This is a genomic window from Aeromicrobium terrae, assembly GCF_008039565.1.
Lineage (GTDB): Bacteria > Actinomycetota > Actinomycetes > Propionibacteriales > Nocardioidaceae > Aeromicrobium > Aeromicrobium terrae.
Genome location: NZ_VDUX01000002.1, coordinates 1 through 19,613 on the forward strand (window position 1 = coordinate 1; position 19,613 = coordinate 19,613).

Sequence of the window (19,613 nt, forward strand, 5' to 3'; positions counted from 1 at the left end):
AGACGAAGCTCGCGCAGCAACCTACGGCGCCTGGATCCATCACTACAATCACCATCGACCCCACACCGCTATCGACGGCCTTGTCCCCGCAGCCCGCGTCCACAACCTCACGGGGAAGTACAGCTAGGCCGCGTCCTTCACGTCCTTGATCGCGTCGTTGAGGGTGTCGATCGCGCCGCCGCTCGGAGCGTTGTCGACGCCCGTCCAGTCCGGCGACGGCAGGACCTGCTCCTCGCTCTTGCCCTGCTGGACGTCGCGGATGGCGGCCACGATCTCGTCGACGTTGTTGGGCACCGCGCGGTTGCAGGCCTTCAGCTCCGACTCCAGCTTCAGCGTCAGGCGCGGCTTGCCCGCGGCGACTGCATCGGCCGTCTTGCCCGACTCGACGGTGCTGTCGGAGAGGTCGGGCACGTTGCCGCAGACGTGATAGACCTGACCGCCGCCGGCCCAGAAGACCTCGTCCTTGCCGAGCAGCTGGATCACGGCCTGCTTCTCCGCGGTGTACTTCTCCACCGACTCCGGGTTGAAGTCGATGCCCAGGACCACGGCGGCCAGCGCGACGACGATGCCGACCGCACCCGCGACCCCCTTCTGGGTCTTGTCCATGTTCTTGTTCAGGAAGATCAGGATGATGATCGGCAGGAACGCGATGATCGGGATGAACGCGCCCAGCTGGTTCTGCACGAAGAAGCGGACCGTGTCGGCCTTGGACGCCGGGTCGTACTCGTTGGCCTTCTTCCAGAGCATCGAGCCGATCACGACGAGGATGCCGTCGATCACGAGCAGGGCGATCAGCAGCGCGAACGCCCATGTCGGGAACCCGTTGGTGGACGTCAGGACGCCCTTGTCGTCGACGGTGGCCTTCTCGGTGAGGATCGAGTCGTTGAGCAGGAGGCCGAAGATCGCGCCGATCTCGACCGCGATGCCGGCCAGCCAGAGCACGATCGCGTAGATGCGCAGCTTCTTGGCCTTGTCCTTCGACTCGGCGGACGCCTTCCACGTCCCGGAGTCGCCCACCTCACCATCTCCCGGCTTCGTCATGGTGCTCTCCTCGAGGTCGACGACCGACGAGCATGGATGCTACTGCACCGTGCCGCTGTGTCCAGGGCCCCCGAGTCAGGCGCTGATGGCCCCCGCGATCAGTCCGACGACCACCGAGCCGACGAAGGCGTAGCCCGCGTTGATGATCCAGAGTCGGAGCGGCCGGGAGTCGTAGAGCGCGTTCTGACCCATCACCGCGGCGATCGCCGCGCCGACGCCGACGCCGGTCCAGAAGCCGCACGACGTGCCGCCGTCGTCGACGAGCGCCTCGATCACCCCCGAGAGCACGAGCGCCACGACGAACGAGCCGATCAGCAGCTGCGGGCCTGGCGACTGCGGCGGGCCCTCGGCCTGGATACCCATGTCGGCCATCCACGGCTTGCGGAACAGGAAGGTGTACCAGATCGCGCCGATGAAGAAGAACGCCATCGCCGCAATGATGACGGCGAGCCAGGAGAAGTCGTCCATGGCAGCACGGTAGACCGGTCCCCTGTTGAAACGACAGATCCCGGACCCTGAGGTCCGGGATCTGGTGGTAGCCCCGACGGGATTCGAACCCGCGCTACCGCCTTGAGAGGGCGGCGTGCTAGGCCGCTACACAACGGGGCCAGGTGGTCTGGAAGACCGGGTGAAACCGTACCAGAGCGCGTCAGGGAAACTGCTGCTGACCTGCTCGGAAGGCTTCGCTGGGGTACTAGGACTCGAACCTAGAATGGCGGTACCAGAAACCGCTGTGTTGCCAATTACACCATACCCCACAGGCTCCGGGCGTCCCCCGGACCGAGTGATGACTCTACCCGACGGGCCCCCGCCGCTCACAATCGGCTCAGGCCAGGACGGCGGCCAGACGGGCGAGGGTCGAGGGCCGCCCGAGCAGCTCCAGCGACTCGAACAGCGGCGGTGAGATCCGGCTGCCCGTCACAGCCACACGGACCGGGCCGAACGCCAGCCGCGGCTTGAGCCCGAGGCCCTCGACCAGGGCGAGGCGGAGGGCCTCCTCGATGGCCGGGGTGGTCCACTCCCCCACGTCGGCGAGGGCGTCGTGCGCCGCGCGGACGACGCCGAGACCGGCCTCGTCGAGCTGCTTCTCGCGGTCGGCCTCGTCGATCGTGAGCTCGTCGTCGGTGACGAACAGGAAGCGCAGCATGTCGACGGCCTCGGTGAGCAGGCCCATGCGCTCGTGCACCAGCGGCACGGCCGCGGCCAGGAGATCGGTCTGCTCCGCGGTGGGCTCGGCGTCGACGAGCCCGGCGGCCTGGAAGTACGGCACGAGGCGGCCCTGGAGGTCCTCGGCGCACAGCATGCGGACGTGATCGCCGTTGATCGCCTCGCACTTCTTCAGGTCGAAGCGGGCCGGGTTCGGGTTGACGCGGCCGATCTCGAACGCCTCCACCATCTCGGCGAGCGTGAAGACGTCACGGTCCTCCGCGATGGACCAGCCGAGCAGCGCGAGGTAGTTGAGCAGGCCCTCGGGCAGGAATCCCTGGTCGCGGTAGCCGAGCAGGTTCGACTCGGGATCGCGCTTGGACAACTTGCGGTTGCCGGCGCCCATCACGTACGGGAAGTGGCCGAACTCCGGCGTGGAGCCGTCGCCGACGCCGATCTCGGCGAACGCCTCGTACAGCGCGATCTGGCGCGGCGTGGAGCTGAGCAGGTCCTCGCCGCGCAGCACGTGGGTGATGCCCATCAGCGCGTCGTCGGTGGGGTTGGTCAGCGTGTAGAGCGGCTGCCCGTTGGCGCGGACGATCACGAAGTCCTGCACGTTCTCGGCGCCGAACGTGATGTCGCCGCGCACTAGGTCGGTGAACGTCCAGTCCTTCGCCGGCATCTTGAACCGGATGACGGGCTCACGACCCTCGGCCTCGTAGGCGGCCTGCTGCTCGGGCGTGAGGTCGCGGTGCAGGCCGTCGTACCCGCTCGGCCTGCCCGCGGCGCGTGCGGCGTTGCGACGCTCCTCGAGCTCCTCGGCGGTGTCGTAGGCCTTGTAGGCGAAGCCGGCGTCGAGGAGGCGCTGGGCGACGTCGGCGTAGATGTCCATCCGCTCGCTCTGGCGGTACGGGCCGTTGGGGCCGCCGACCTCGACGCCCTCGTCCCAGTCGAGGCCGAGCCAGCGCATGACGTCGACGAGCAGGTCGTACGACTCCTGGGAGTCGCGGCTGGCGTCGGTGTCCTCGATGCGGAACACGAACCGGCCGCCGTGGTGGCGGGCGAACGCCCAGCTGAACAGTGCGGTGCGCGCCATGCCGACGTGCGGGTTGCCCGTGGGGGACGGGCAGAAGCGGGCGACGACGGGCTTGGTGTCAGTCACGCGCCATCACCCGGTTGGTGAGCGTGCCGATGCCCTCGACGGTGACGCTGACGGTGTCGCCGACCTCCATCGGGCCGACGCCGTCGGGCGTGCCGGTGAGGATGACGTCGCCGGGCAGGAGCGTCATGAAGCTGGAGACGTAGGCGATGACGTCGGCGACGGAGAAGACCATGTCCGACGTGCGGCCGTCCTGCATAGTGTCACCGTTCAGCTCGGTCGTCACCCGGACGTTCGAGGTGTCGAGGTCCGTCTCGACCCACGGGCCGAGCGGGCAGAACGTGTCGAAGCCCTTGGCCCGCGCCCACTGACCGTCCTTGGCCTGCAGGTCACGCGCGGTGACGTCGTTGGCGACGGTGTAGCCGAAGATCACCTTGGGGGCGTCCTCGACCGAGATGTCGCGACAGATACGGCCGATGACGACGGCGAGCTCGCCCTCGTAGTGCACGTCCTCGCTCTGCTCGGGGTAGAAGATCGTCTCCTGCGGGCCGATGACGCTGGTGTTGGGCTTGAGGAAGATCAGCGGCTCCGCCGGCACCTCGCCACCCATCTCGGCGGCGTGCTTGGCGTAGTTCTTGCCGACGCAGACGACCTTGCTCCGCGGGATCACGGGAGCCAGCAGCCGCACGTCGTCGAGCGGGACCTTCTGGCCCGTCAGCTCAAACCCCGCGTAGAGCGGGTCGCCCTTCAGGACGGCGATCGTGGCCACTCCGTCGTCGTCGCCGATGACACCGAATCGGGGGTCGTCGTCCCCCGCGAACCTGGCTACACGCACGGTCCGAGACTATCCGGCACGTGAGTGGCCGGATGAGCCGGTGAGGTCACCGCGTGGCCAGCTCCATGTGGCACATCGCACCGGCGACCATGCCGGCGGCCGCGGCGGTCATGATCGAGGCCATCGGCGGCGACGCGGCGGCGTGAGCCATGTCGCCGGCCGCGAAGACTCCCGGCAGGCTGGTGTGGCCGGTCGCGTCAATCTCCACGGCCCCGGACGGCAGGAGGTCGAGGCCGAGCTGCTCGGCGAATGGCGCCGCCTGGGCGACCTGGGTCGCGACGAACATGCCGCCGGCCTCGATCACGGTCTCGTCGGCGCGGTGCACGCGCAGGCCCGGCGACGTGCGCTCGACACGAACGACGTCCTCCTGAGCCATCGTGACGAGCTCGCCCACGATGCCGGCCAGCAGACCGGACAGGTGCTCACTCTGCTGGCTCTCCCCCAGCAGGACGACGCGCTGGCCCGCGAACTCGTGTCCGTGGCAGAACGGGCAGTGCGCGATCTCGCGTCCCCAGGCCTCCTGGACGCCCGGGACGTCCGGCAGGGTGTCGCGGACGCCGGTGGCCAGCACGAGGGTCCGGGCCGAGACGTCCTCGGCGCCGAGGACGGCCTCGAAGCCCTCCTCCGTCTGACGCACGGTGTCGACCCGCCCTTCACGGAGCGACACGGTCGCGTACGCGGCGACGTCCTTGCGAGCGAGCGCCCGCAGCTCGGCCGGATCCCTGCCGTCGTGGGTGATGAAGTTCTGCAGGTGCTCCACCGTCGCGTTGCGGTACTCGCCGGAGTCGAGGAGCAGGACGTCGCGGTGCATGCGGCCCAGGGTGAGGGCGGCCTGCAGGCCGGCGGGCCCGCCGCCGATGACGAGGGTGTCGTGCATGAGGATCTCCTTCGCTGATTGCGTTCTGCGACCAGCGTGTGAGTTCATGTCGACATGAAGTCAAGTCTGCGCTCGATCGGCGACACCGCGGCTCGCTTCGGCCTGAAGACCAACGTGCTGCGCCACTGGGAGGACGTCGGGCTCCTGAAACCCGAGCGGGACGGCGCCGGCCGCCGCCGCTACGGCGACGACGATCTCGTGCGCATCGCCGTCATCCTGCGCAGCAAGGCCGCCGGGATGAGCCTGGAGCAGATCGCCGTGCTCCTCGACGACGACCACGGACCACAGCGCCACCGGGTCCTGCAGGAGCACATCGCCGAGCTCGACCGGCGGATGGAGGAGATGCGGCGCTCCCGTGCCATGACCCTTCACGCCTTCAAGTGCGAGGCGCACGACATCACACGCTGTCCGCACTTCCGCGCCATGGTCACCGACGTGCTCGACGGCAGCGGCACCTGGAGGTCGATGGAGCCGAGTCAGGCCTTGCCGTAGCGACGGGTGCGGCGGGCGTACTCCTCGATCGCGGCCCACAGCGCCAGGCGGTCGACGTCGGGCCAGGCGACGTCGGAGAACACCATCTCGGCGTACGCCGACTGCCACAGCAGGAAGTTGCTGGTGCGCTGCTCCCCCGACGTGCGCCAGAACAGGTCGACGTCGGGCATGTCGGGCTCGTCGAGGTACCGGGTGAACGTGCGCTCGGTGACCCGATCGGGGTCGACCCGGCCGGCCTTGACGTCGCGGGCCAGCGCCGCCGCCGCGTCGGCGATCTCGGCGCGGCCTCCGTAGTTGACGCACATCGTGAGGGTGAGGACGTCGTTGTGCCGGGTCATCTCCTCGGCGACCTCGAGCTCCTTGATGACGCTGCGCCACAGTCGCGGGCGCCGGCCGGCCCACCGGACCCGGACGCCGAGCTCGTGCATCTGGTCGCGGCGCCGGCGGATGACGTCACGGTTGAAGCCCATCAGGAACCGCACCTCGTCGGGCGAGCGCTTCCAGTTCTCGGTGGAGAACGCGTACGCCGACACCGCCTTCACGCCGACCTCGATGGCGCCCTCGACGACGTCGAACAGCGCCGCCTCGCCCATCTCGTGGCCGGCGGTGCGCGGCAGGCCACGCGCCTTGGCCCAGCGGCCGTTGCCATCCATGACAATGGCGACGTGCCCCGGCACGGCGTCGGCGGGCAGGCGCGGTGGCGTGGCGCCGCTGGGGTGCGGCGTGGGCCGGCGTGGGGTGCGACCAGCCATCAGCGGTCGACGTGGCTGAGCGAGCGCAGCCCGCGCTCGAGGTGCCAGGACAGGTAGGCGGCGACGATGCTGCCGGCCTCGCGACGGGACCGGTCGTCGGCGAGCGCGGCGTTCTCCCAGTCGCCGCTCAGCAGCGCGGCGAGCAGGGCCACCGTGGGCGGCGACGGGGCCGCCGAGCCGGGCATCCGGCAGGTGGAGCAGAGCATGCCGCCGGACGCGGCGTGGAAGTCGCGATGCGGGCCCTCGGCGCCACAGCGGGCGCAGGCGTCGAACGTGGGCGCGTAGCCGGCGATGGCCAGGGCGCGCAGCTGATACGAGTCGAGCAGCAGGCTCGGCGTCTGGCGCTGTTCCGACAGCGCGCGCAGGGCGCCGACGAGCAGCTGGAGCTGCTGGACGGCCGGCTCGCCGTCCTCGCTGACCATCCGCTCGGCGGTCTCGAGCATCGCGGTGCCGGCGGTGTAGGCGGCGTAGTCGCCGCCGAGGTCGCGCGCGAACGGGGCGATGGTCTCGACCTGCGTGATGACGTCCAGCGTCCGCCCCTCGGCGAGCTGGAGGTCGACGTACATGAACGGCTCGAGCCGTCCGCCGAACTTCGACGTGGTCTTGCGGATGCCCTTGGCGGCCGCGCGGACCAGCCCGCGCTCGCGGGTGAGCAGGGTGATGATGCGGTCGGCCTCGCCCAGCTTGTGGGTGCGCAGCACGACACCGCTGTCCCTGTAGAGGCTCACCCGACCATTCTGCCGCCTGCCACCCACGAACAGCCGTATCGTCGGCGCATGGCGGACGCCGGGTACTCAGGGACGCCGCAGCTGAAGAAGCTCGGCATCAAGGCCGGCATGCGGCTGTGCGTCCACGGCGCCGATCCGGACTGGCACTTCGACGGACCGCACGAGGCCACGCACGTGGCCGGTGGGCCGTGCGACGTCCTGGTGGTGTTCGTCCGCGCAGCATCGGAGCTCGACGCCATGCCCGGCTGGGGCGAGCAGATCTTTCCCGCCGGCGCCTGCTGGGTGGCGTGGCCGCGCAAGGCCGCGGGTCACGTCAGCGACGTCGACGAGAACGCCATCCGGGACGCCGCCCTCGAGCTCGGCATGGTGGACGTGAAGGTCGCCGCGATCGACGAGGACTGGTCCGGTCTCAAGATCGTCTGGCGCAAGGAGAACCGCGTCCGCTAGTCGAGGCAGAACTCGTTGCCCTCCGGGTCGTGCATCGTGATGAAGCCGGTCTCGAGCGGCGGGGCGGGCTCGATCCGGTAGGCGCGGGTGGCGCCGAGAGCCTCGAGGCGGGTGCACTCGGTCTCGAGGGCGGCCATCCGCTCGTCACCCTGGAGCCCGGGCGCAGCGCGGACGTCGAGGTGCACCCGGTTCTTGGCGGTCTTGCCCTCGGGGACGCGCTGGAAGAACACGCGCGGCCCGCCGCCGTCGGTGGGCAGGATCGCCGAGCGGCTGTTCCACTCCTCGCGCGGGACGCCGAACGCCTCGAGCGCGGCGTCCCAGGACTCGAAGTCGCCCGGCGGCGGCTGGAGGTGGTAACCGAGCACCTCCGCCCAGAACGCGGCCAGCGCGGCGGGATCGGCACAGTCGAAGGTCACCTGGATCTCTCGGGTCATGACCCCACCATGCCCCGGACCGCCGACACGATGTCGTCCTCGCCGAGCAGGACGGCGTCGGCCGCGGGGCCGAGCGGCACGAAGCTGTCGGCGCTCGTGACCCGGTCGACGTGCCCGCGGTACCCGCCGGTGACGAGGGCGGTCACGACGGACTCCGAGACTCCCCCGCTGGCGCGCGTCTCGTCGACCACGAGCACGCGGTCGTACCCGGACGCGACCTCGAGCAGCGCCGTGGTGGGCAGCGGCGACAGCCACTGCAGGTCCAGCACCGTCACGTCGACGTGCTCGGCAGCCAGCCGCAGCGCGGCGCGCAGGCTCATCGGCACCCCGTTGCCGAACGTCACGATCAGGCAGTCACGACCGTCGCCGCTGACGCCGACCTCGCCGACGTGCGCGCCGACGTCGTCGGTCCCGGCGGGCTCGTACGGCGCGGTCCAGACCGCGTCGCCCTCCTCGAACAGGTCGCGCCGGTGGTACAGCGCGATGGGCTCGACGAACACACAGACCCGGCCCTCGTCACGCGCGAGCCGGACGCACTCGCGCAACAACCGGGCGGCCCCGTGCGGGTGGCTCGGCACGGCGAGCCGCAGACCCGGGACGTCCCGCAGCACCGCGAGCGCGTTGTCGTTGTGGAAGTGGCCGCCGAAGCCCTTCTGGTAGGCGAGGCCGGCGACCCGCACGACCATCCCGTTCTCGTACTGCCCGTCGCTGAAGAACGGCAGCGTCGCCGCCTCGCCGCGCAGCTGGTCCTCGGCGTTGTGCACGTAGGCGAGGTACTGGATCTCCGGGATCGGAAGCCGGCCGGCGAGCGCGAGCCCCAGCGAGGTGCCGAGCACGGTCTGCTCGTCGAGCAGCGTGTCGAGGACGCGTTCACGGCCGAACACCTTGGACAGGCCGCGGGTGACGCCGTAGACGCCGCCCTTGCGGCCGACGTCCTCCCCCAGCACGACCGCCTCCGGGTGGGCTGCCAGGACGTCCTTGAGCGCGGCGTTGATGGTCTGTGCGAGGGTGAGCGGCCCGGCGTCCTCGGGCAGGCGGCCCTCGAACGCGGCCCGGCGCGCCTCGTCCTCGGCGACGACGACGTCCGAGGTGACGGAGCGGTCGAGTGGCGCGGTCACCGCCTCGGCCGTGGTGAGACGGGGCGAGCCGATGACCCGCTTGGTGGCCTCCTCGACCTCGACGCGCGCGCTCTCGTAGCGATCGAGCACGTCGGACGGTGACAGCGCACCGGTCTCGACGAGGCGACGCGCGGTGGCGAGCAGCGGGTCACGCTCGAGGTCGTCGGCGATCTCCCGCGACGTCCGGTACGCGACCTCGGCGTCGGACCCGGCGTGCCCCATGAACCGCACGGTGCGCAGGTGCAGCACGGCAGGCTGGCGCGTGGAGCGGACGTGCTGCGTGATCGCGGCCGTCGCCTCCAGGAGCTCGTCGGGACGGCTGCCGTCGACCGCGAGGTGCAGGAACCCCGGCAGGGCGGCCAGACGACGCTCGACCCAGCCGTGCGGGCTGGGCGTGCTGATCCCGAGGGCGTTGTCCTCGCACACCGCGAGCAGCGGCACGGGGACGCCCTGGTGGGCCAGGTAGCCGGCGGCGTTCAGCGCGCCCAGAGTCGTGGAGTGGTTGAGCGAGGCGTCGCCGAAGCTCGTGACCACGACGGCGTCGCCCGGCCACGCGGACCAGGTGCCGGCGTCGCGCCGCCCGAGGGCGTACGCCAGCCCGAACGCGCGCGGCAGGTGCGAGCCGATCGTCGACGTCTGCGGGATGATCGACAGCTCCTTGTTGCCGAACACCTTGTGCCGGCCGCCGGAGATCTGGTCCGCCGCGGCGGCGGCAACGCCGTTGAGGACGTCGGCGATCGGGTCGGTGCCGTCGACCTGCGCGGCCCGGGCGACGTAGAAGCCGCCGGAGCGGTAGTGCAGCAGCGCGGGATCGGTGGGCCGCAGTGCCATCGCGACGGCCGCGTTGGACTCGTGCCCCGACGACCCGATCGTGTAGAAGCCCTCGCCGACCGTCTGCAGCACGCGGGCGGCCAAGTCGAGGTGCCGGCTGACGACCTGGGCGTCGAACAGCGCCAGCAGCGGCGCCGGGTCAGCCGGTGCGGGACCGTCGCCGGGCAGCCAGGACGCGACCGTGGACCGGAAGTGGTCGTCGATCGCGTCGGTCACCGCACGGCCTCAGACGAACTCGACGCCCTGCGCGAGCGGCAGCTCGGTGGAGTAGTTCACCGTGTTGGTGGCGCGGCGCATGTAGGAGCGCCACGCGTCCGAGCCGGACTCGCGGCCGCCACCGGTGTCCTTCTCGCCGCCGAACGCTCCCCCGATCTCCGCACCCGACGGACCGATGTTCACGTTGGCGATGCCACAGTCGGAGCCGATCGCCGACACGAACGTCTCGGCCTCCCGCACGTCGAGCGTGAAGATCGACGACGACAGGCCCTGGGAAACGTCGTTGTGCAGCGCGATGGCCTCGTCGAGGTCGCGGTAGGTCAACACATAGAGGATCGGTGCGAACGTCTCGGCCTTCACGATGTCGGTCTGCTTGGGCATGTCGACGATCGCGGGCCGGACATACTGTCCCCCGGCCACGCCGTCCGCCTTCTCACCACCGGTGACCAGCGTGCCGCCGTCGGCCTGCGCCTGCTCGATCGCGGCGAGGAACGCCGACGTGGCGGACTCGTCGATCAGCGGGCCGACCAGCGTGGACGGCTCAAGCGGCGAGCCGATGGGCAGCGTCTCGTACGCGGCCTTGAGCTTCTCGACGAGCTCGTCGCGGACGGACTCGTGCGCGATGACGCGGCGCAGCGACGTGCACCGCTGGCCGGCCGTGCCGACGGCGGAGAACACGATGCCCCGCACGGCGAGGTCGAGGTCGGCGCTCGGCGCCACGATCGCCGCGTTGTTGCCGCCGAGCTCGAGCAGGCTGCGGCCGAGACGGGCGGCCACGCGCGGCGCGACCTGCTTGCCCATCCGGGTGGACCCGGTGGCCGAGACGAGCGGCACGCGCGGATCGTCGACCAGCGCCTCGCCCACCTCGCGCTCGCCGATGAGCACGGACGAGATCTGCTCCGGCGCGCCGACCCGACGAGCGGCCTCGGTGAGCAGCGCCTGGCAGGCCAGTGCGGTGAGCACGGTCTTCTCGGACGGCTTCCACACCACGGCGTCGCCGCAGACGAACGCGAGCGCGCTGTTCCACGACCACACCGCGACCGGGAAGTTGAACGCCGAGATGACACCCACGACACCCAGCGGGTGCCACTGCTCCATCATCCGGTGACCGGGACGCTCCGTGGCGATCGTGAGGCCGTGCAGCTGGCGCGACAGACCGACGGCCAGGTCGCAGATGTCGATCATCTCCTGCACCTCGCCGAGGCCCTCGGAGACGATCTTCCCGGCCTCGATGGACACGAGGGCGCCGAGGTCCTCCTTGTGCTCGCGCAGGAGCTCGCCGAGCTCACGCACGAGGGCCCCGCGGACCGGGGCCGGCACGGTCCGCCACTGCTCGAACGCGCCCTGGGCGCGGCCGATGACGTCGGCGACCTCCGCAGGCGTGTGCGGCGTCAGGCGGCCGATCTCCTGGCCGTCGATGGGCGAGCGGGAGACGATCACATCTGCCGCCCGCGGCCCGGCACCCCCGCCGGCCTCCCCGTCCGGGTCGAACGGGTCGCCGGCGCCGAGGCGCTCGAGGATCTCGCGGGCACGGGTGGCGGTGTCGGTCATGTCAGATCCTTCCTGACTCGTCGAGCAGTCGGCCGGCGTTGGTGGCGTGCAGGTCGGTGAGGGCGATGTCCTCCTGGCGGATGAACCCCGCGTGGGGCAGGCGGCCGTCCGCCACCAGCTCGACGACGGCGACCGCGGAGGCGGCCGTGGTCCAGGAGATGGCGCGCCAGATGCGTCCGCCGATCTCGATCGGCAGGTAGGCCCGGACGTGGTTCTCGCGGAACGGCTGGCCGTCCTTGCGGCCCTCGACCGCGGCGTGCAGGTAGACGACGTCGTCGTTGACCGGCGGCTTGGCGTCCACCAGCATCCGGCCCACGACGTCGCGCTGGTCGCGCAGGTTGAGCTCGTCGAACAGGAAGTGCATCTGGCGGAAGTGGCCGGGGTACCGCAAGGTCTTGTAGTCGAGCCGGTTGACCCGGCCCTCGTACGTGGAGCACATCGTGCCGAGGCCGCCGGACGTGAGCGCCGCCTCGAGCTCGGTGCCGGCGATGAAGACCCGCTCCTTCTCGGTCATGGCGGGCACCATCTGGCGCTTGCCGGACCGGAGCACCTCGCAGTCGTTGAGGTACTCGTTGACGACGCCCTCCGGCGACCAGTTGAACGCGTAGCCGAGCAGCCCCGTGGGGTTCTGCGGGAGCGCACCGACCTTGAGCTCGATGGACCGGATCTCGTCGAACCCGGCCGCGAGCGAGGCCCCGACGATCCCGATGAGCCCAGGGGCGAGCCCACACTGCGGCGCGAACGTGGCGTCCGGCTTGTCGGCCGACAGCTCCATCACGCGCTGCGTGGTGGGGACGTCCTCGGTGAGGTCGAAGTAGTGCACACCGGTGTCGTGCGCCGCCTCGGCGACGTCGACGTTCAGGTGGTACGGCAGGCAGGAGACGACGGCGTCGACGCCGCGCAGGGCCTCGCGCACGCCGGCCGCGTCCTTGACGTCGAGCGGGCGGGTCTCGAAGTCGAGACCCTCGCGAGGTGCGGCGTCGTGACCGACGACCTTGAACCCCGAGTCGGCCAGCAGGACGGCGACGAGCTCGCCGACCTTGCCCAGGCCGAACACGGCCACCTGGTTGATGATGCGCGCCACGAAACCTCCTCGCTCACGCCGGCCCGGGTGGGGGCCTCACGCGAATCGACAGACCTGCGCCGAAGGGTGATCGGCGTCACGTCGAGGGTATCGGGTCAGGGGCGCGGGTGGTTGATCGCATGGGCGCGGTTCGCGGCCGACACGATCGCGCGCAGCGACGCCATCACGATGTTCGCGTGGACGCCGACGCCCCACACCGTGGTGCCGGCGATCTCGCACTCCGTGTAGGCGGCCGCGAGCGCGTTCTCGCCCGACGACAGCGCGTGCTCGCTGTAGTCCAGCACGCGGATCTCGTCGGACCCCGCGGCGCGGGCGCCGGCGATGAACGCGTCGACCGGTCCGGTGCCCATGCCCTCGAGCGTCTCCGGCTTGCCGTTGATCAGCAGCTCCACGACCTGGCGCTGCTTGCCGTCGGAGTCGGTCTCCGAGCTGAACCCGACGAGCGAGAACGGCTCCTCACGGGTGAGGTACTCCTTCTCGAACGCCGACCAGATCTCGTCCGGCTCGACCTCGCCGGCCTCGCCCTCGGTCATCTCCTGCACGATCCGGCTGAACTCGATCTGCAGCCGGCGCGGGAGGTCGAGCTGGTGCTCCGCCTTCATGATGTACGCGACGCCGCCCTTGCCGGACTGGCTGTTCACGCGGATGACCGCCTCGTACGTGCGGCCGACGTCGAACGGGTCGATCGGCAGGTACGGCGCCTCCCAGGCGACCTCGCGCACCGAGACGCCCTCCTCGGCGGCCTTGCGCTCCAGGTCCTCCAGGCCCTTCTTGATGGCGTCCTGGTGGGAGCCGGAGAAGGCGGTGTAGACCAGGTCGCCCGCGTACGGGTGGCGCGGGTGGACCGGCAGGTTCGTGCAGTACTCCACCGTGCGACGGATCTCGTCGATGTCGCTGAAGTCGATCTGCGGGTCGATGCCCTGGCTGAACAGGTTCATGCCCAGCGTGACCAGGTCGACGTTGCCGGTGCGCTCGCCGTGGCCGAACAGGCAGCCCTCGACGCGGTCGGCGCCGGCCATCATCGCCAGCTCCGTGGCCGCGACGGCGGTGCCGCGGTCGTTGTGCGGGTGCAGCGAGATGGCGACGTGCTCGCGATGGTCGACGTTGCGGCCGAACCACTCGATCTGGTCGGCGTACGTGTTGGGCGTGGCCATCTCGACCGTGGCCGGCAGGTTCAGGATGATCTCGCGGCCGTCCTCGGGCTGCCACACGTCCATCACGGCGTTGCAGACCTCGACGGAGAAGTCGAGCTCGGTGCCGGTGAAGATCTCCGGGCTGTACTGGTAGCCGAACGCGGTGTCGGGCAGCAGCTCCTCGGCGTACTTCATCACCATCTCGGTGCCGCGGGTGGCGATGGCGCGGACGTCGTCGCGCGACGCGTTGAACACGACGCGGCGGAACAGCGGCGCCAGCGCGTTGTACAGGTGGACGTTGGCCCGCGGTGCGCCGACCAGCGACTGCACCGTGCGCTCGATCAGGTCCTCGCGAGCCTGGGTCAGCACCGAGATCGTGACGTTCTCAGGGATGACGTCCTCCTCGATCAGCGAGCGGACGAACGCGAAGTCGGTCTCGCTGGCCGACGGGAAGCCGACCTCGATCTCCTGGTAGCCCATGCGGACGAGCAGGTCGAACATCCGGCGCTTGCGGGCCGGCGTCATCGGGTCGATCAGGGCCTGGTTGCCGTCGCGGAGGTCGGTGGACAACCAGCGCGGCGCCTCGGTGATGCGGTTCGACGGCCAGGTGCGGTCGGGCAGGTCGATGGGGGTGAAGGATCGGTAGCGGCCGAACGGCATGGGCGACGGCTGCTGGGGCGATACGACGTTGTTCTCCATGGAAGGTCCTCGAGTCAGAACGGGGATTTCAGTGGTGGCGGTGCCTACGCACTGGGCGGCCGGTCATGACGAGAACCCGCGACGAGGAGTCCGACCTAGAGGACCTCGGCGCGGCAGCGAAGCAGGAGGTTCGCGTGACGCATGGTGCAACCAATGTAGCAGGCGCTATCCGTCCGTGGACGAGACCGACCAGCTCGTCTCCTCGGCCCACGCCTCCGCGCGAGCCATGATCGCCGCGACGACGTCGTCCTTCGCGTCGGCGTAGTCGTTCATGTCCGCCCAGGTCCGGGTGGCGAGCTCGCGCTTGACTCCTTCGTAGAGCGCGCGGTCGTCGGGGTGCCGGCGCAGGTGGTCGCGGAACAGCAGGTGGCGCCGTTCCCACTCGCTGCCCGCAGCGCAGACGTGCACGTGGACGTCGAGCTCGGGGGTGCGCACCATGCGGTGGCCGGGCTCGCGGACCCGCAGGACGTAGCCCGCGGCCTCCAGGTCGGGCACGTAGGCCGCCTCGTCCTCCACGTCCTCGACGCTCAGGTCGATGTCGACGATCGGCTTGGCGGCCAGGCCAGGGACGCTCGTGGAGCCCACGTGGTCGACGCGGACCGCGCGGGTCCCGAGCGCCTCGAGGATCCGGTCGCGCTCGGCCTCGAACCGGCGCGGCCAGGCCTCGTCGTAGTCGGCGATGACGATGTCGCGCGGCTGCCGCCCGCCGATCAGGACCCCCTCGTCGACCATGCCCCCAACCCTGCCACTCAGATGCCGAGCGGTTCCACCCGCGGCGCCGGCCGGGTCGCACGGGCCAAGGACCGCGGCAGCAGCGCGGCTCGGAGCCGGGCCCGACGGGTCGAGCCGTCGGCCAGCGACTGCAGGACGGCCTGTACGTCCGAGGATCCGCTGGCGCCCGAGCCGGAACCGGGCCGTGCGAAGCGGGTGGTCTCGATCGTGTCGAGCAGGCGGTGCAGGGCGTCGGTGTCGACGCCCGGGCGGGAGGAGAGCCGGCCCGCGAAGCCGCGTGGTGTGTCCGCCAGCGACGTCTCGACGCCGAGGTCGGCGGCCGAGGCCTCGAGCTCACGCCACCAGAGGTCGGGCGACCGCGAACGCAGCCGGTACCGGCGCAGCAGGAGCCGGACCGCGCCCGGCGCCAGGATCACCAGGAGGATCCCGGCACCTACGACGATGGCCGAGCGCGGTGCCGTCTGGTCCTGCGACGCGTTCGGGGCTGCGTCGACCCGGTCGTCCTGGCGCCCCTGCGGGTCGCCGCCGTTCGCCTGGGTCGGCGGGAGGGGCGTCTGGCTGGCGCTGCCCGGCTCGTCGAAGGACGCCGCGGAGCCGACGCCCGGGGTGGGATCGAACCGCGTCCAGCCGATCCCGGAGAAGTAGATCTCGGTCCAGGCGTGCAGGTCGTCGTTCGTGACGGCGTAGAGGTTCTGGCCGCGGGTCAGGCTGACCACCCGCCCCGGCGCGTAGCCGACGGCGATGCGGGCCGGGATGCCGAGCGAGCGGGCCATCACCGCCATCGCGGAGGAGAAGTGGACACAGTAGCCGCTGCGCTTCTGCAGGAAGACGGCCAGGACGTCGAGCCCGTTGCCGTCGTAGTCCTCGGCCACCGGGGCGGTCTCGGAGTAGGTGAACTGCCCGCCCCGCAGGTAGCTCTGCAGCGCCATCACGCGGTCGAAGTCGTTGGTGGCGCCGTCGGTGACCGCCTGCGCGGTGCGCGTGATGATCGACGGGATCTTGTCGGGCAGCGCGACGTAGGGCGCGAGCCGCGGTCCGATGAAGGTCGTGGCCTGGCGCATCTGCGCGGCGGTCGGCTCGATCAGGGTGCTGGTGGCGGTGTACCGCTGGCCGCGGGTGTCGTCGGTCGGCGACCGCCACGTCATGCCGGCGCGCTGCGCGTGCCACTCCCCCTTCAGCCCCGACACGTCCTGCGTCGGGTACGGCACCGGGAGCAGCGAGCTGCGCAGGTCGCGGATGCGGATCGTCGTCTTCTTGTCGCTGGTCTTGACGCCGTCGGCGAGGCCGACCCGGCCCTCGAACAGGTCGTTGTCGGTGGTGTTCTCGATCGGCCGCCAGGTCTTGCCGGTGAAGTCGCGCAGCGTCGCCACCTTCAGGTACGGCGCCTGCGGCAGGTTGGTCGTGTACTGCGCGGCCACCCGGGTGCTGTTGCGCCGCAGGTTCTGGCCGAGCTGGAGCATCGGGTTGATGCCGCGGCCGAACACGTCCGGCGCACCCTTGCCCCAACCGGACGCCACCGCGGTGACGTCGGGCAGCAGCGGCGGCAGGACGAGGCTGGTGAACAGCGCCGCCATGGCGACCAGCAGCGCGGGGATGCGCACCGGCCAGCCCGTGCGGCTCGCCTCACGGGTGCGGGAACGCAGCAGGACGAGCCAGAGGCCGGCCGGCACCGCGAAGAGGAGGAACGGCGGGGTCTCGCCGGAGATGAGCGGCGGCGTCGCGTAGACCGCGAGCAGGAGGATGCCGACCAGGACGGCGGCGCGACGGCGGCGCAGCAGGACGTCGGCGAACACCACGATCAGGCCGAAAGACCCGGCCAGCACGAGCACGACCGACTTCGCCTGGGCGACCGGGGGCAGCTCCTCGATGATGATCGTCTGGGCATGGTCGAGCAGGGACGTCAGCCCCGTGACCGAGGACCAGGTCGGCAGGAGGCCGCCGTACAAGGTCGACGGCACGAAGATCCAGGTCAGCGCGAGGAACTCGACGAGGATCGCGACCGGCGCGACCCAGCGGAAGCCGACGGCGCGCAGCACGGCGCAGGTGAGGCCCACCAGGGCGCACACCAGGAACGTCGTGAACCACCAGTCGGCGCCGCCGATCACCGTGGAGAAACCGGCGAGCAGCACGCCGAGCGCCGTCGCGAGCAGGGCGTGGTCGAGCCACGCGGCCGCAGGGCCCGCGTCGCGGACCGAGCGGAGCGTGGACGACTCAGCGCGCAGCATGCGACCGCGTCCCGTCCAGCTCGGACCACCGCTCGGCGACCTCGTCGTTGGGGTTGTACGTGATGCAGCGCCACCGCGCCGCAGAGAGGACGTCGAGTGCCTCCTCGGAGGTGCCGCGGCCGACGAACGCCAGCACGGTCGACGATGAGGACAGCGCCTGCGCCCACTCGCGGGCCCGGTCGACCGACGGGCGGCCGAGCACGACGAACGTCGTCCGCTCGCCGGTGTCGACGTCGAGGTCCGGCGCGTCGGCCGGCTCGATGGTCGCCAGGTCGATCAGCGCGTCCTCGACGGTGTCGTGCGCCTCCGAGACGTGCCGGTCGAGGGCCCCGCCAGGCGACCGGGCGACGACCACGTAGCCGACCCGGACCAGGTGGACGATCACGGACGCCGTGGCGGTCACCGCCCACTCGAACGCCGCCGAGTACTCCCACTCGCCCTGGCGGTCGCGCACCGTGCCGAACGAGAGGGCGTCCCGGTCCATGACCACGCCGGCGCGCGGGTTCACCTGCTGCTCCTCCTGCCGCACCATCAGCTCGCCCCGGTGGGCGGTGGCCTTCCAGTGCAGCCGCTTCATCGCGTCGCCGGGGAGGTAGGCCCGCGCGATGACGTCGTCGTCGCCGACGCCGACGTGCTGCGGCGCCGGGCGCGACGCGCCGTCGTTGTCGGCGCCGTGCGGCCTCAGGGGCCACAGCTGCACGCGCTTGGGCAGCACGATCAACGCGGCCGAGCCGCCGAACCGGTGCCGCCGGAAGACCAGACCGAACGGGTCGAGCACGTGCACCGACAGCGGGCCGATCCGGTGCCGCCCGCGCCGCAGGCCCTGCAGCCGGTAGGTGAAGCGCACCCGCGACGTGTGCCCGCGGCTGCCTCCGAGCGACGGGAGCGTGCCAGACGCCTCGGCGGACAGGCCGGGCGGCAGGGTGTCCTCCCAGTGCGACTCGAGGCACGGCAGGAGCGACAGGTTGCTGACGGTCACCGTCACCTGTGTGGACTGCCCCGGGTCGATCACCTCGGGGGCGAACGTGCGGTCGATGCGGATGCTCGAGTGGCCGACGAGCACGAAGACCGCCGAGAACACCACGAGGGCGAGCAGCAGGGCCGTCGCGGTCAGGAGCGCGGGCAGGTTCATCATCGGCGCCAGCACGAAGCAGACGAAGGCCGTCACGAGGAAGCCGACACCGCGTCGGGTGAGCACCATGCCCAGCGTCATGCGCACCGCGTCAGCTCGGCTCCACGGCGCCGGCCGGCACCGGCGTCTCGGCGAGGATGCGGCGCACCGTCTGCTCGGGCGTGTCCGCGCCGCGCATCGGGATGAGGCGGTGCGGGAGCACCACGGGAGCGAGGGCGTCGACGTCGTCGGGCAGCACGTAGTCGCGCCCGTGCACCGCGGCCCGGGCCTTGGCGGCGCGGACGAGGTGCAGCGTGGCGCGCGGGCTGGCGCCCAGGCGCAGCGCCGTGTCCGCCCGCGTGGCGCTGATCAGGTCGACGCAGTACTGCTCGACGGCCGGCGCGATGTAGACCGCCCGAGCCGCCGCGATCATCGAGCGGACGTCCTCGATCGAGACCACCGCGTCGAGCCGGTCGAGCGGGTTGTCGGCGTCGCGCTCGCGCACCATCGCGAGCTCCGCCGCGGTGTCCGGGTACCCCATGGAGATCCGGGCCATGAACCGGTCGCGCTGCGCCTCCGGAAGGGCGTACGTGCCCTCCATCTCGTACGGGTTCTGCGTGGCGATGACGGTGAACGGCGAGCCGAGCGCATACGTGGTGCCGTCGACGGTGACCTGTCGCTCCTCCATCGCCTCCAGCAGCGCCGACTGGGTCTTGGGGGACGCGCGGTTGATCTCGTCGCCGATGACGATGTTCGCGAACACCGCGCCCGGCTTGAACTCGAACTCGGCGGCCTGCTGGTTGTACGCGGAGACGCCGGTGATGTCGGACGGCAGGAGGTCGGGCGTGAACTGGATCCGGCGCACCGAACAGCTGACGGAACGGGCCAGCGCTCGGGCCAGGACGGTCTTTCCGACACCGGGGACGTCCTCGATGAGCAGGTGCCCCTCTGCGAGGAGCACCACGAGCGCCGTCTCGATGGCCTCGGGTTTTCCGTCGACCACGGTCTCGATGTTCGCCAGGACCTTGTGGGTGGAGTCCATACCGAACTGTAAACCGTAAT

At 71.0% G+C, this 19,613-nt stretch carries 19 protein-coding genes and 2 tRNA genes; 3 read left to right on the forward strand and 18 right to left on the reverse strand.

Features of this window, described 5'->3' with window-relative positions:
* The coding region (locus FHP06_RS03510; protein WP_147683896.1) for an integrase core domain-containing protein at positions 1-127 on the forward strand (127 nt) is incomplete at its 5' end.
* Here the strand turns inward: FHP06_RS03510 and FHP06_RS03515 are convergent.
* The 7 genes from FHP06_RS03515 to FHP06_RS03545 all read right to left on the reverse strand — a co-directional run bounded on the left by FHP06_RS03515 (position 124) and on the right by FHP06_RS03545 (position 4,998).
* On the reverse strand, positions 124-1,041 hold the full coding sequence (locus FHP06_RS03515; RefSeq protein WP_147683898.1) for a V-type ATP synthase subunit I domain-containing protein: 918 nt from the start codon (positions 1,039-1,041) through the stop codon (positions 124-126). The two genes, FHP06_RS03510 and FHP06_RS03515, sit on opposite strands and share 4 nt — an antisense overlap.
* 75 nt (positions 1,042-1,116) lie before the next feature.
* A complete protein-coding gene (locus tag FHP06_RS03520; protein WP_147683900.1) occupies positions 1,117-1,509 on the reverse strand; it encodes a DUF1761 domain-containing protein in 393 nt (130 codons plus the stop codon).
* Between the two features lie 65 nt (positions 1,510-1,574).
* Positions 1,575-1,650, reverse strand: a tRNA-Glu gene (locus FHP06_RS03525).
* 77 nt (positions 1,651-1,727) lie between these two features.
* Positions 1,728-1,799 (reverse strand) — tRNA-Gln (locus tag FHP06_RS03530).
* A gap of 68 nt (positions 1,800-1,867) precedes the next feature.
* Complete coding sequence (gene gltX / locus FHP06_RS03535; protein WP_147683902.1) at positions 1,868-3,349, reverse strand: glutamate--tRNA ligase; 1,482 nt, start codon at positions 3,347-3,349, stop codon at positions 1,868-1,870.
* Complete coding sequence (locus tag FHP06_RS03540; RefSeq protein ID WP_147683904.1) at positions 3,342-4,121, reverse strand: fumarylacetoacetate hydrolase family protein; 780 nt, start codon at positions 4,119-4,121, stop codon at positions 3,342-3,344. Before FHP06_RS03540 ends, gltX begins: the two co-directional genes overlap by 8 nt.
* A gap of 46 nt (positions 4,122-4,167) precedes the next feature.
* The gene (locus FHP06_RS03545; RefSeq protein ID WP_147683906.1) at positions 4,168-4,998 is read right to left on the reverse strand and encodes an NAD(P)/FAD-dependent oxidoreductase; all 831 of its coding nucleotides are present in this window, start codon (positions 4,996-4,998) and stop codon (positions 4,168-4,170) included.
* A gap of 54 nt (positions 4,999-5,052) precedes the next feature.
* Here FHP06_RS03545 and FHP06_RS03550 point away from each other — a divergent pair, with 54 nt between their 5' ends.
* Positions 5,053-5,490 (forward strand): MerR family transcriptional regulator, encoded by a 438-nt coding sequence (locus FHP06_RS03550; RefSeq protein ID WP_147683908.1) that lies wholly within the window; start codon positions 5,053-5,055, stop codon positions 5,488-5,490.
* Here the strand turns inward: FHP06_RS03550 and FHP06_RS03555 are convergent.
* On the reverse strand, positions 5,475-6,242 hold the full coding sequence (locus tag FHP06_RS03555; protein ID WP_147683910.1) for an isoprenyl transferase: 768 nt from the start codon (positions 6,240-6,242) through the stop codon (positions 5,475-5,477). The genes FHP06_RS03550 and FHP06_RS03555 overlap by 16 nt on opposite strands.
* Complete coding sequence (gene recO / locus FHP06_RS03560; RefSeq protein ID WP_147683912.1) at positions 6,242-6,970, reverse strand: DNA repair protein RecO; 729 nt, start codon at positions 6,968-6,970, stop codon at positions 6,242-6,244. The genes FHP06_RS03555 and recO overlap by 1 nt, the downstream gene beginning before the upstream one ends.
* A 48-nt stretch (positions 6,971-7,018) precedes the next feature.
* Here recO and FHP06_RS03565 point away from each other — a divergent pair, with 48 nt between their 5' ends.
* Positions 7,019-7,417: a DUF3052 family protein gene (locus tag FHP06_RS03565; RefSeq protein ID WP_147683913.1), complete on the forward strand. Its 399-nt coding sequence runs from the start codon at positions 7,019-7,021 to the stop codon at positions 7,415-7,417.
* Here the strand turns inward: FHP06_RS03565 and FHP06_RS03570 are convergent.
* The 9 genes from FHP06_RS03570 to FHP06_RS03610 form a co-directional block, all read right to left on the reverse strand.
* Positions 7,414-7,851 (reverse strand): VOC family protein, encoded by a 438-nt coding sequence (locus FHP06_RS03570; protein ID WP_147683915.1) that lies wholly within the window; start codon positions 7,849-7,851, stop codon positions 7,414-7,416. The two genes, FHP06_RS03565 and FHP06_RS03570, sit on opposite strands and share 4 nt — an antisense overlap.
* Positions 7,848-10,016, reverse strand: a complete 2,169-nt coding sequence (locus FHP06_RS03575; RefSeq protein ID WP_147683917.1) for a thiamine pyrophosphate-dependent enzyme — start codon at positions 10,014-10,016, stop codon at positions 7,848-7,850. The genes FHP06_RS03570 and FHP06_RS03575 overlap by 4 nt, the downstream gene beginning before the upstream one ends.
* Before the next feature lie 9 nt (positions 10,017-10,025).
* Complete coding sequence (gene amaB, locus FHP06_RS03580) at positions 10,026-11,567, reverse strand: L-piperidine-6-carboxylate dehydrogenase (protein ID WP_147683919.1); 1,542 nt, start codon at positions 11,565-11,567, stop codon at positions 10,026-10,028.
* Position 11,568: 1 nt separating this feature from the next.
* Positions 11,569-12,651 (reverse strand): saccharopine dehydrogenase family protein, encoded by a 1,083-nt coding sequence (locus tag FHP06_RS03585; protein ID WP_147683921.1) that lies wholly within the window; start codon positions 12,649-12,651, stop codon positions 11,569-11,571.
* 95 nt (positions 12,652-12,746) lie between these two features.
* Positions 12,747-14,483: a 2-isopropylmalate synthase gene (gene leuA / locus FHP06_RS03590; RefSeq protein ID WP_147683923.1), complete on the reverse strand. Its 1,737-nt coding sequence runs from the start codon at positions 14,481-14,483 to the stop codon at positions 12,747-12,749.
* 165 nt (positions 14,484-14,648) lie between these two features.
* Entirely contained in the window at positions 14,649-15,215 is a 567-nt protein-coding gene (locus tag FHP06_RS03595) for a GrpB family protein (protein WP_147683924.1), read from the reverse strand.
* 17 nt (positions 15,216-15,232) lie between these two features.
* A complete protein-coding gene (locus FHP06_RS03600) occupies positions 15,233-17,440 on the reverse strand; it encodes a transglutaminase TgpA family protein (RefSeq protein ID WP_147683926.1) in 2,208 nt (735 codons plus the stop codon).
* Entirely contained in the window at positions 17,427-18,653 is a 1,227-nt protein-coding gene (locus FHP06_RS03605; protein ID WP_147683928.1) for a DUF58 domain-containing protein, read from the reverse strand. Before FHP06_RS03605 ends, FHP06_RS03600 begins: the two co-directional genes overlap by 14 nt.
* A 10-nt stretch (positions 18,654-18,663) precedes the next feature.
* Complete coding sequence (locus tag FHP06_RS03610) at positions 18,664-19,593, reverse strand: AAA family ATPase (RefSeq protein WP_230973395.1); 930 nt, start codon at positions 19,591-19,593, stop codon at positions 18,664-18,666.
* Positions 19,594-19,613: the final 20 nt, after the last annotated feature.

Excerpts from the sequence above, each read along its gene's own strand:
- FHP06_RS03605 (WP_147683928.1), bottom strand. The coding sequence starts at position 18,653 with ATGACGCTGGGCATGGTGCTCACCCGACGCGGTGTCGGCTTCCTCGTG.
- FHP06_RS03545 (WP_147683906.1), bottom strand. The coding sequence starts at position 4,998 with ATGCACGACACCCTCGTCATCGGCGGCGGGCCCGCCGGCCTGCAGGCC.
- FHP06_RS03520 (WP_147683900.1), bottom strand. The coding sequence starts at position 1,509 with ATGGACGACTTCTCCTGGCTCGCCGTCATCATTGCGGCGATGGCGTTC.
- FHP06_RS03550 (WP_147683908.1), top strand. The coding sequence starts at position 5,053 with ATGAAGTCAAGTCTGCGCTCGATCGGCGACACCGCGGCTCGCTTCGGC.
- leuA (WP_147683923.1), bottom strand. The coding sequence starts at position 14,483 with ATGGAGAACAACGTCGTATCGCCCCAGCAGCCGTCGCCCATGCCGTTC.
- FHP06_RS03565 (WP_147683913.1), top strand. The coding sequence starts at position 7,019 with ATGGCGGACGCCGGGTACTCAGGGACGCCGCAGCTGAAGAAGCTCGGC.
- FHP06_RS03570 (WP_147683915.1), bottom strand. The coding sequence starts at position 7,851 with ATGACCCGAGAGATCCAGGTGACCTTCGACTGTGCCGATCCCGCCGCG.
- FHP06_RS03600 (WP_147683926.1), bottom strand. The coding sequence starts at position 17,440 with ATGCTGCGCGCTGAGTCGTCCACGCTCCGCTCGGTCCGCGACGCGGGC.
- FHP06_RS03595 (WP_147683924.1), bottom strand. The coding sequence starts at position 15,215 with ATGGTCGACGAGGGGGTCCTGATCGGCGGGCGGCAGCCGCGCGACATC.
- FHP06_RS03610 (WP_230973395.1), bottom strand. The coding sequence starts at position 19,593 with ATGGACTCCACCCACAAGGTCCTGGCGAACATCGAGACCGTGGTCGAC.
- amaB (WP_147683919.1), bottom strand. The coding sequence starts at position 11,567 with ATGACCGACACCGCCACCCGTGCCCGCGAGATCCTCGAGCGCCTCGGC.
- FHP06_RS03515 (WP_147683898.1), bottom strand. The coding sequence starts at position 1,041 with ATGACGAAGCCGGGAGATGGTGAGGTGGGCGACTCCGGGACGTGGAAG.
- FHP06_RS03555 (WP_147683910.1), bottom strand. The coding sequence starts at position 6,242 with ATGGCTGGTCGCACCCCACGCCGGCCCACGCCGCACCCCAGCGGCGCC.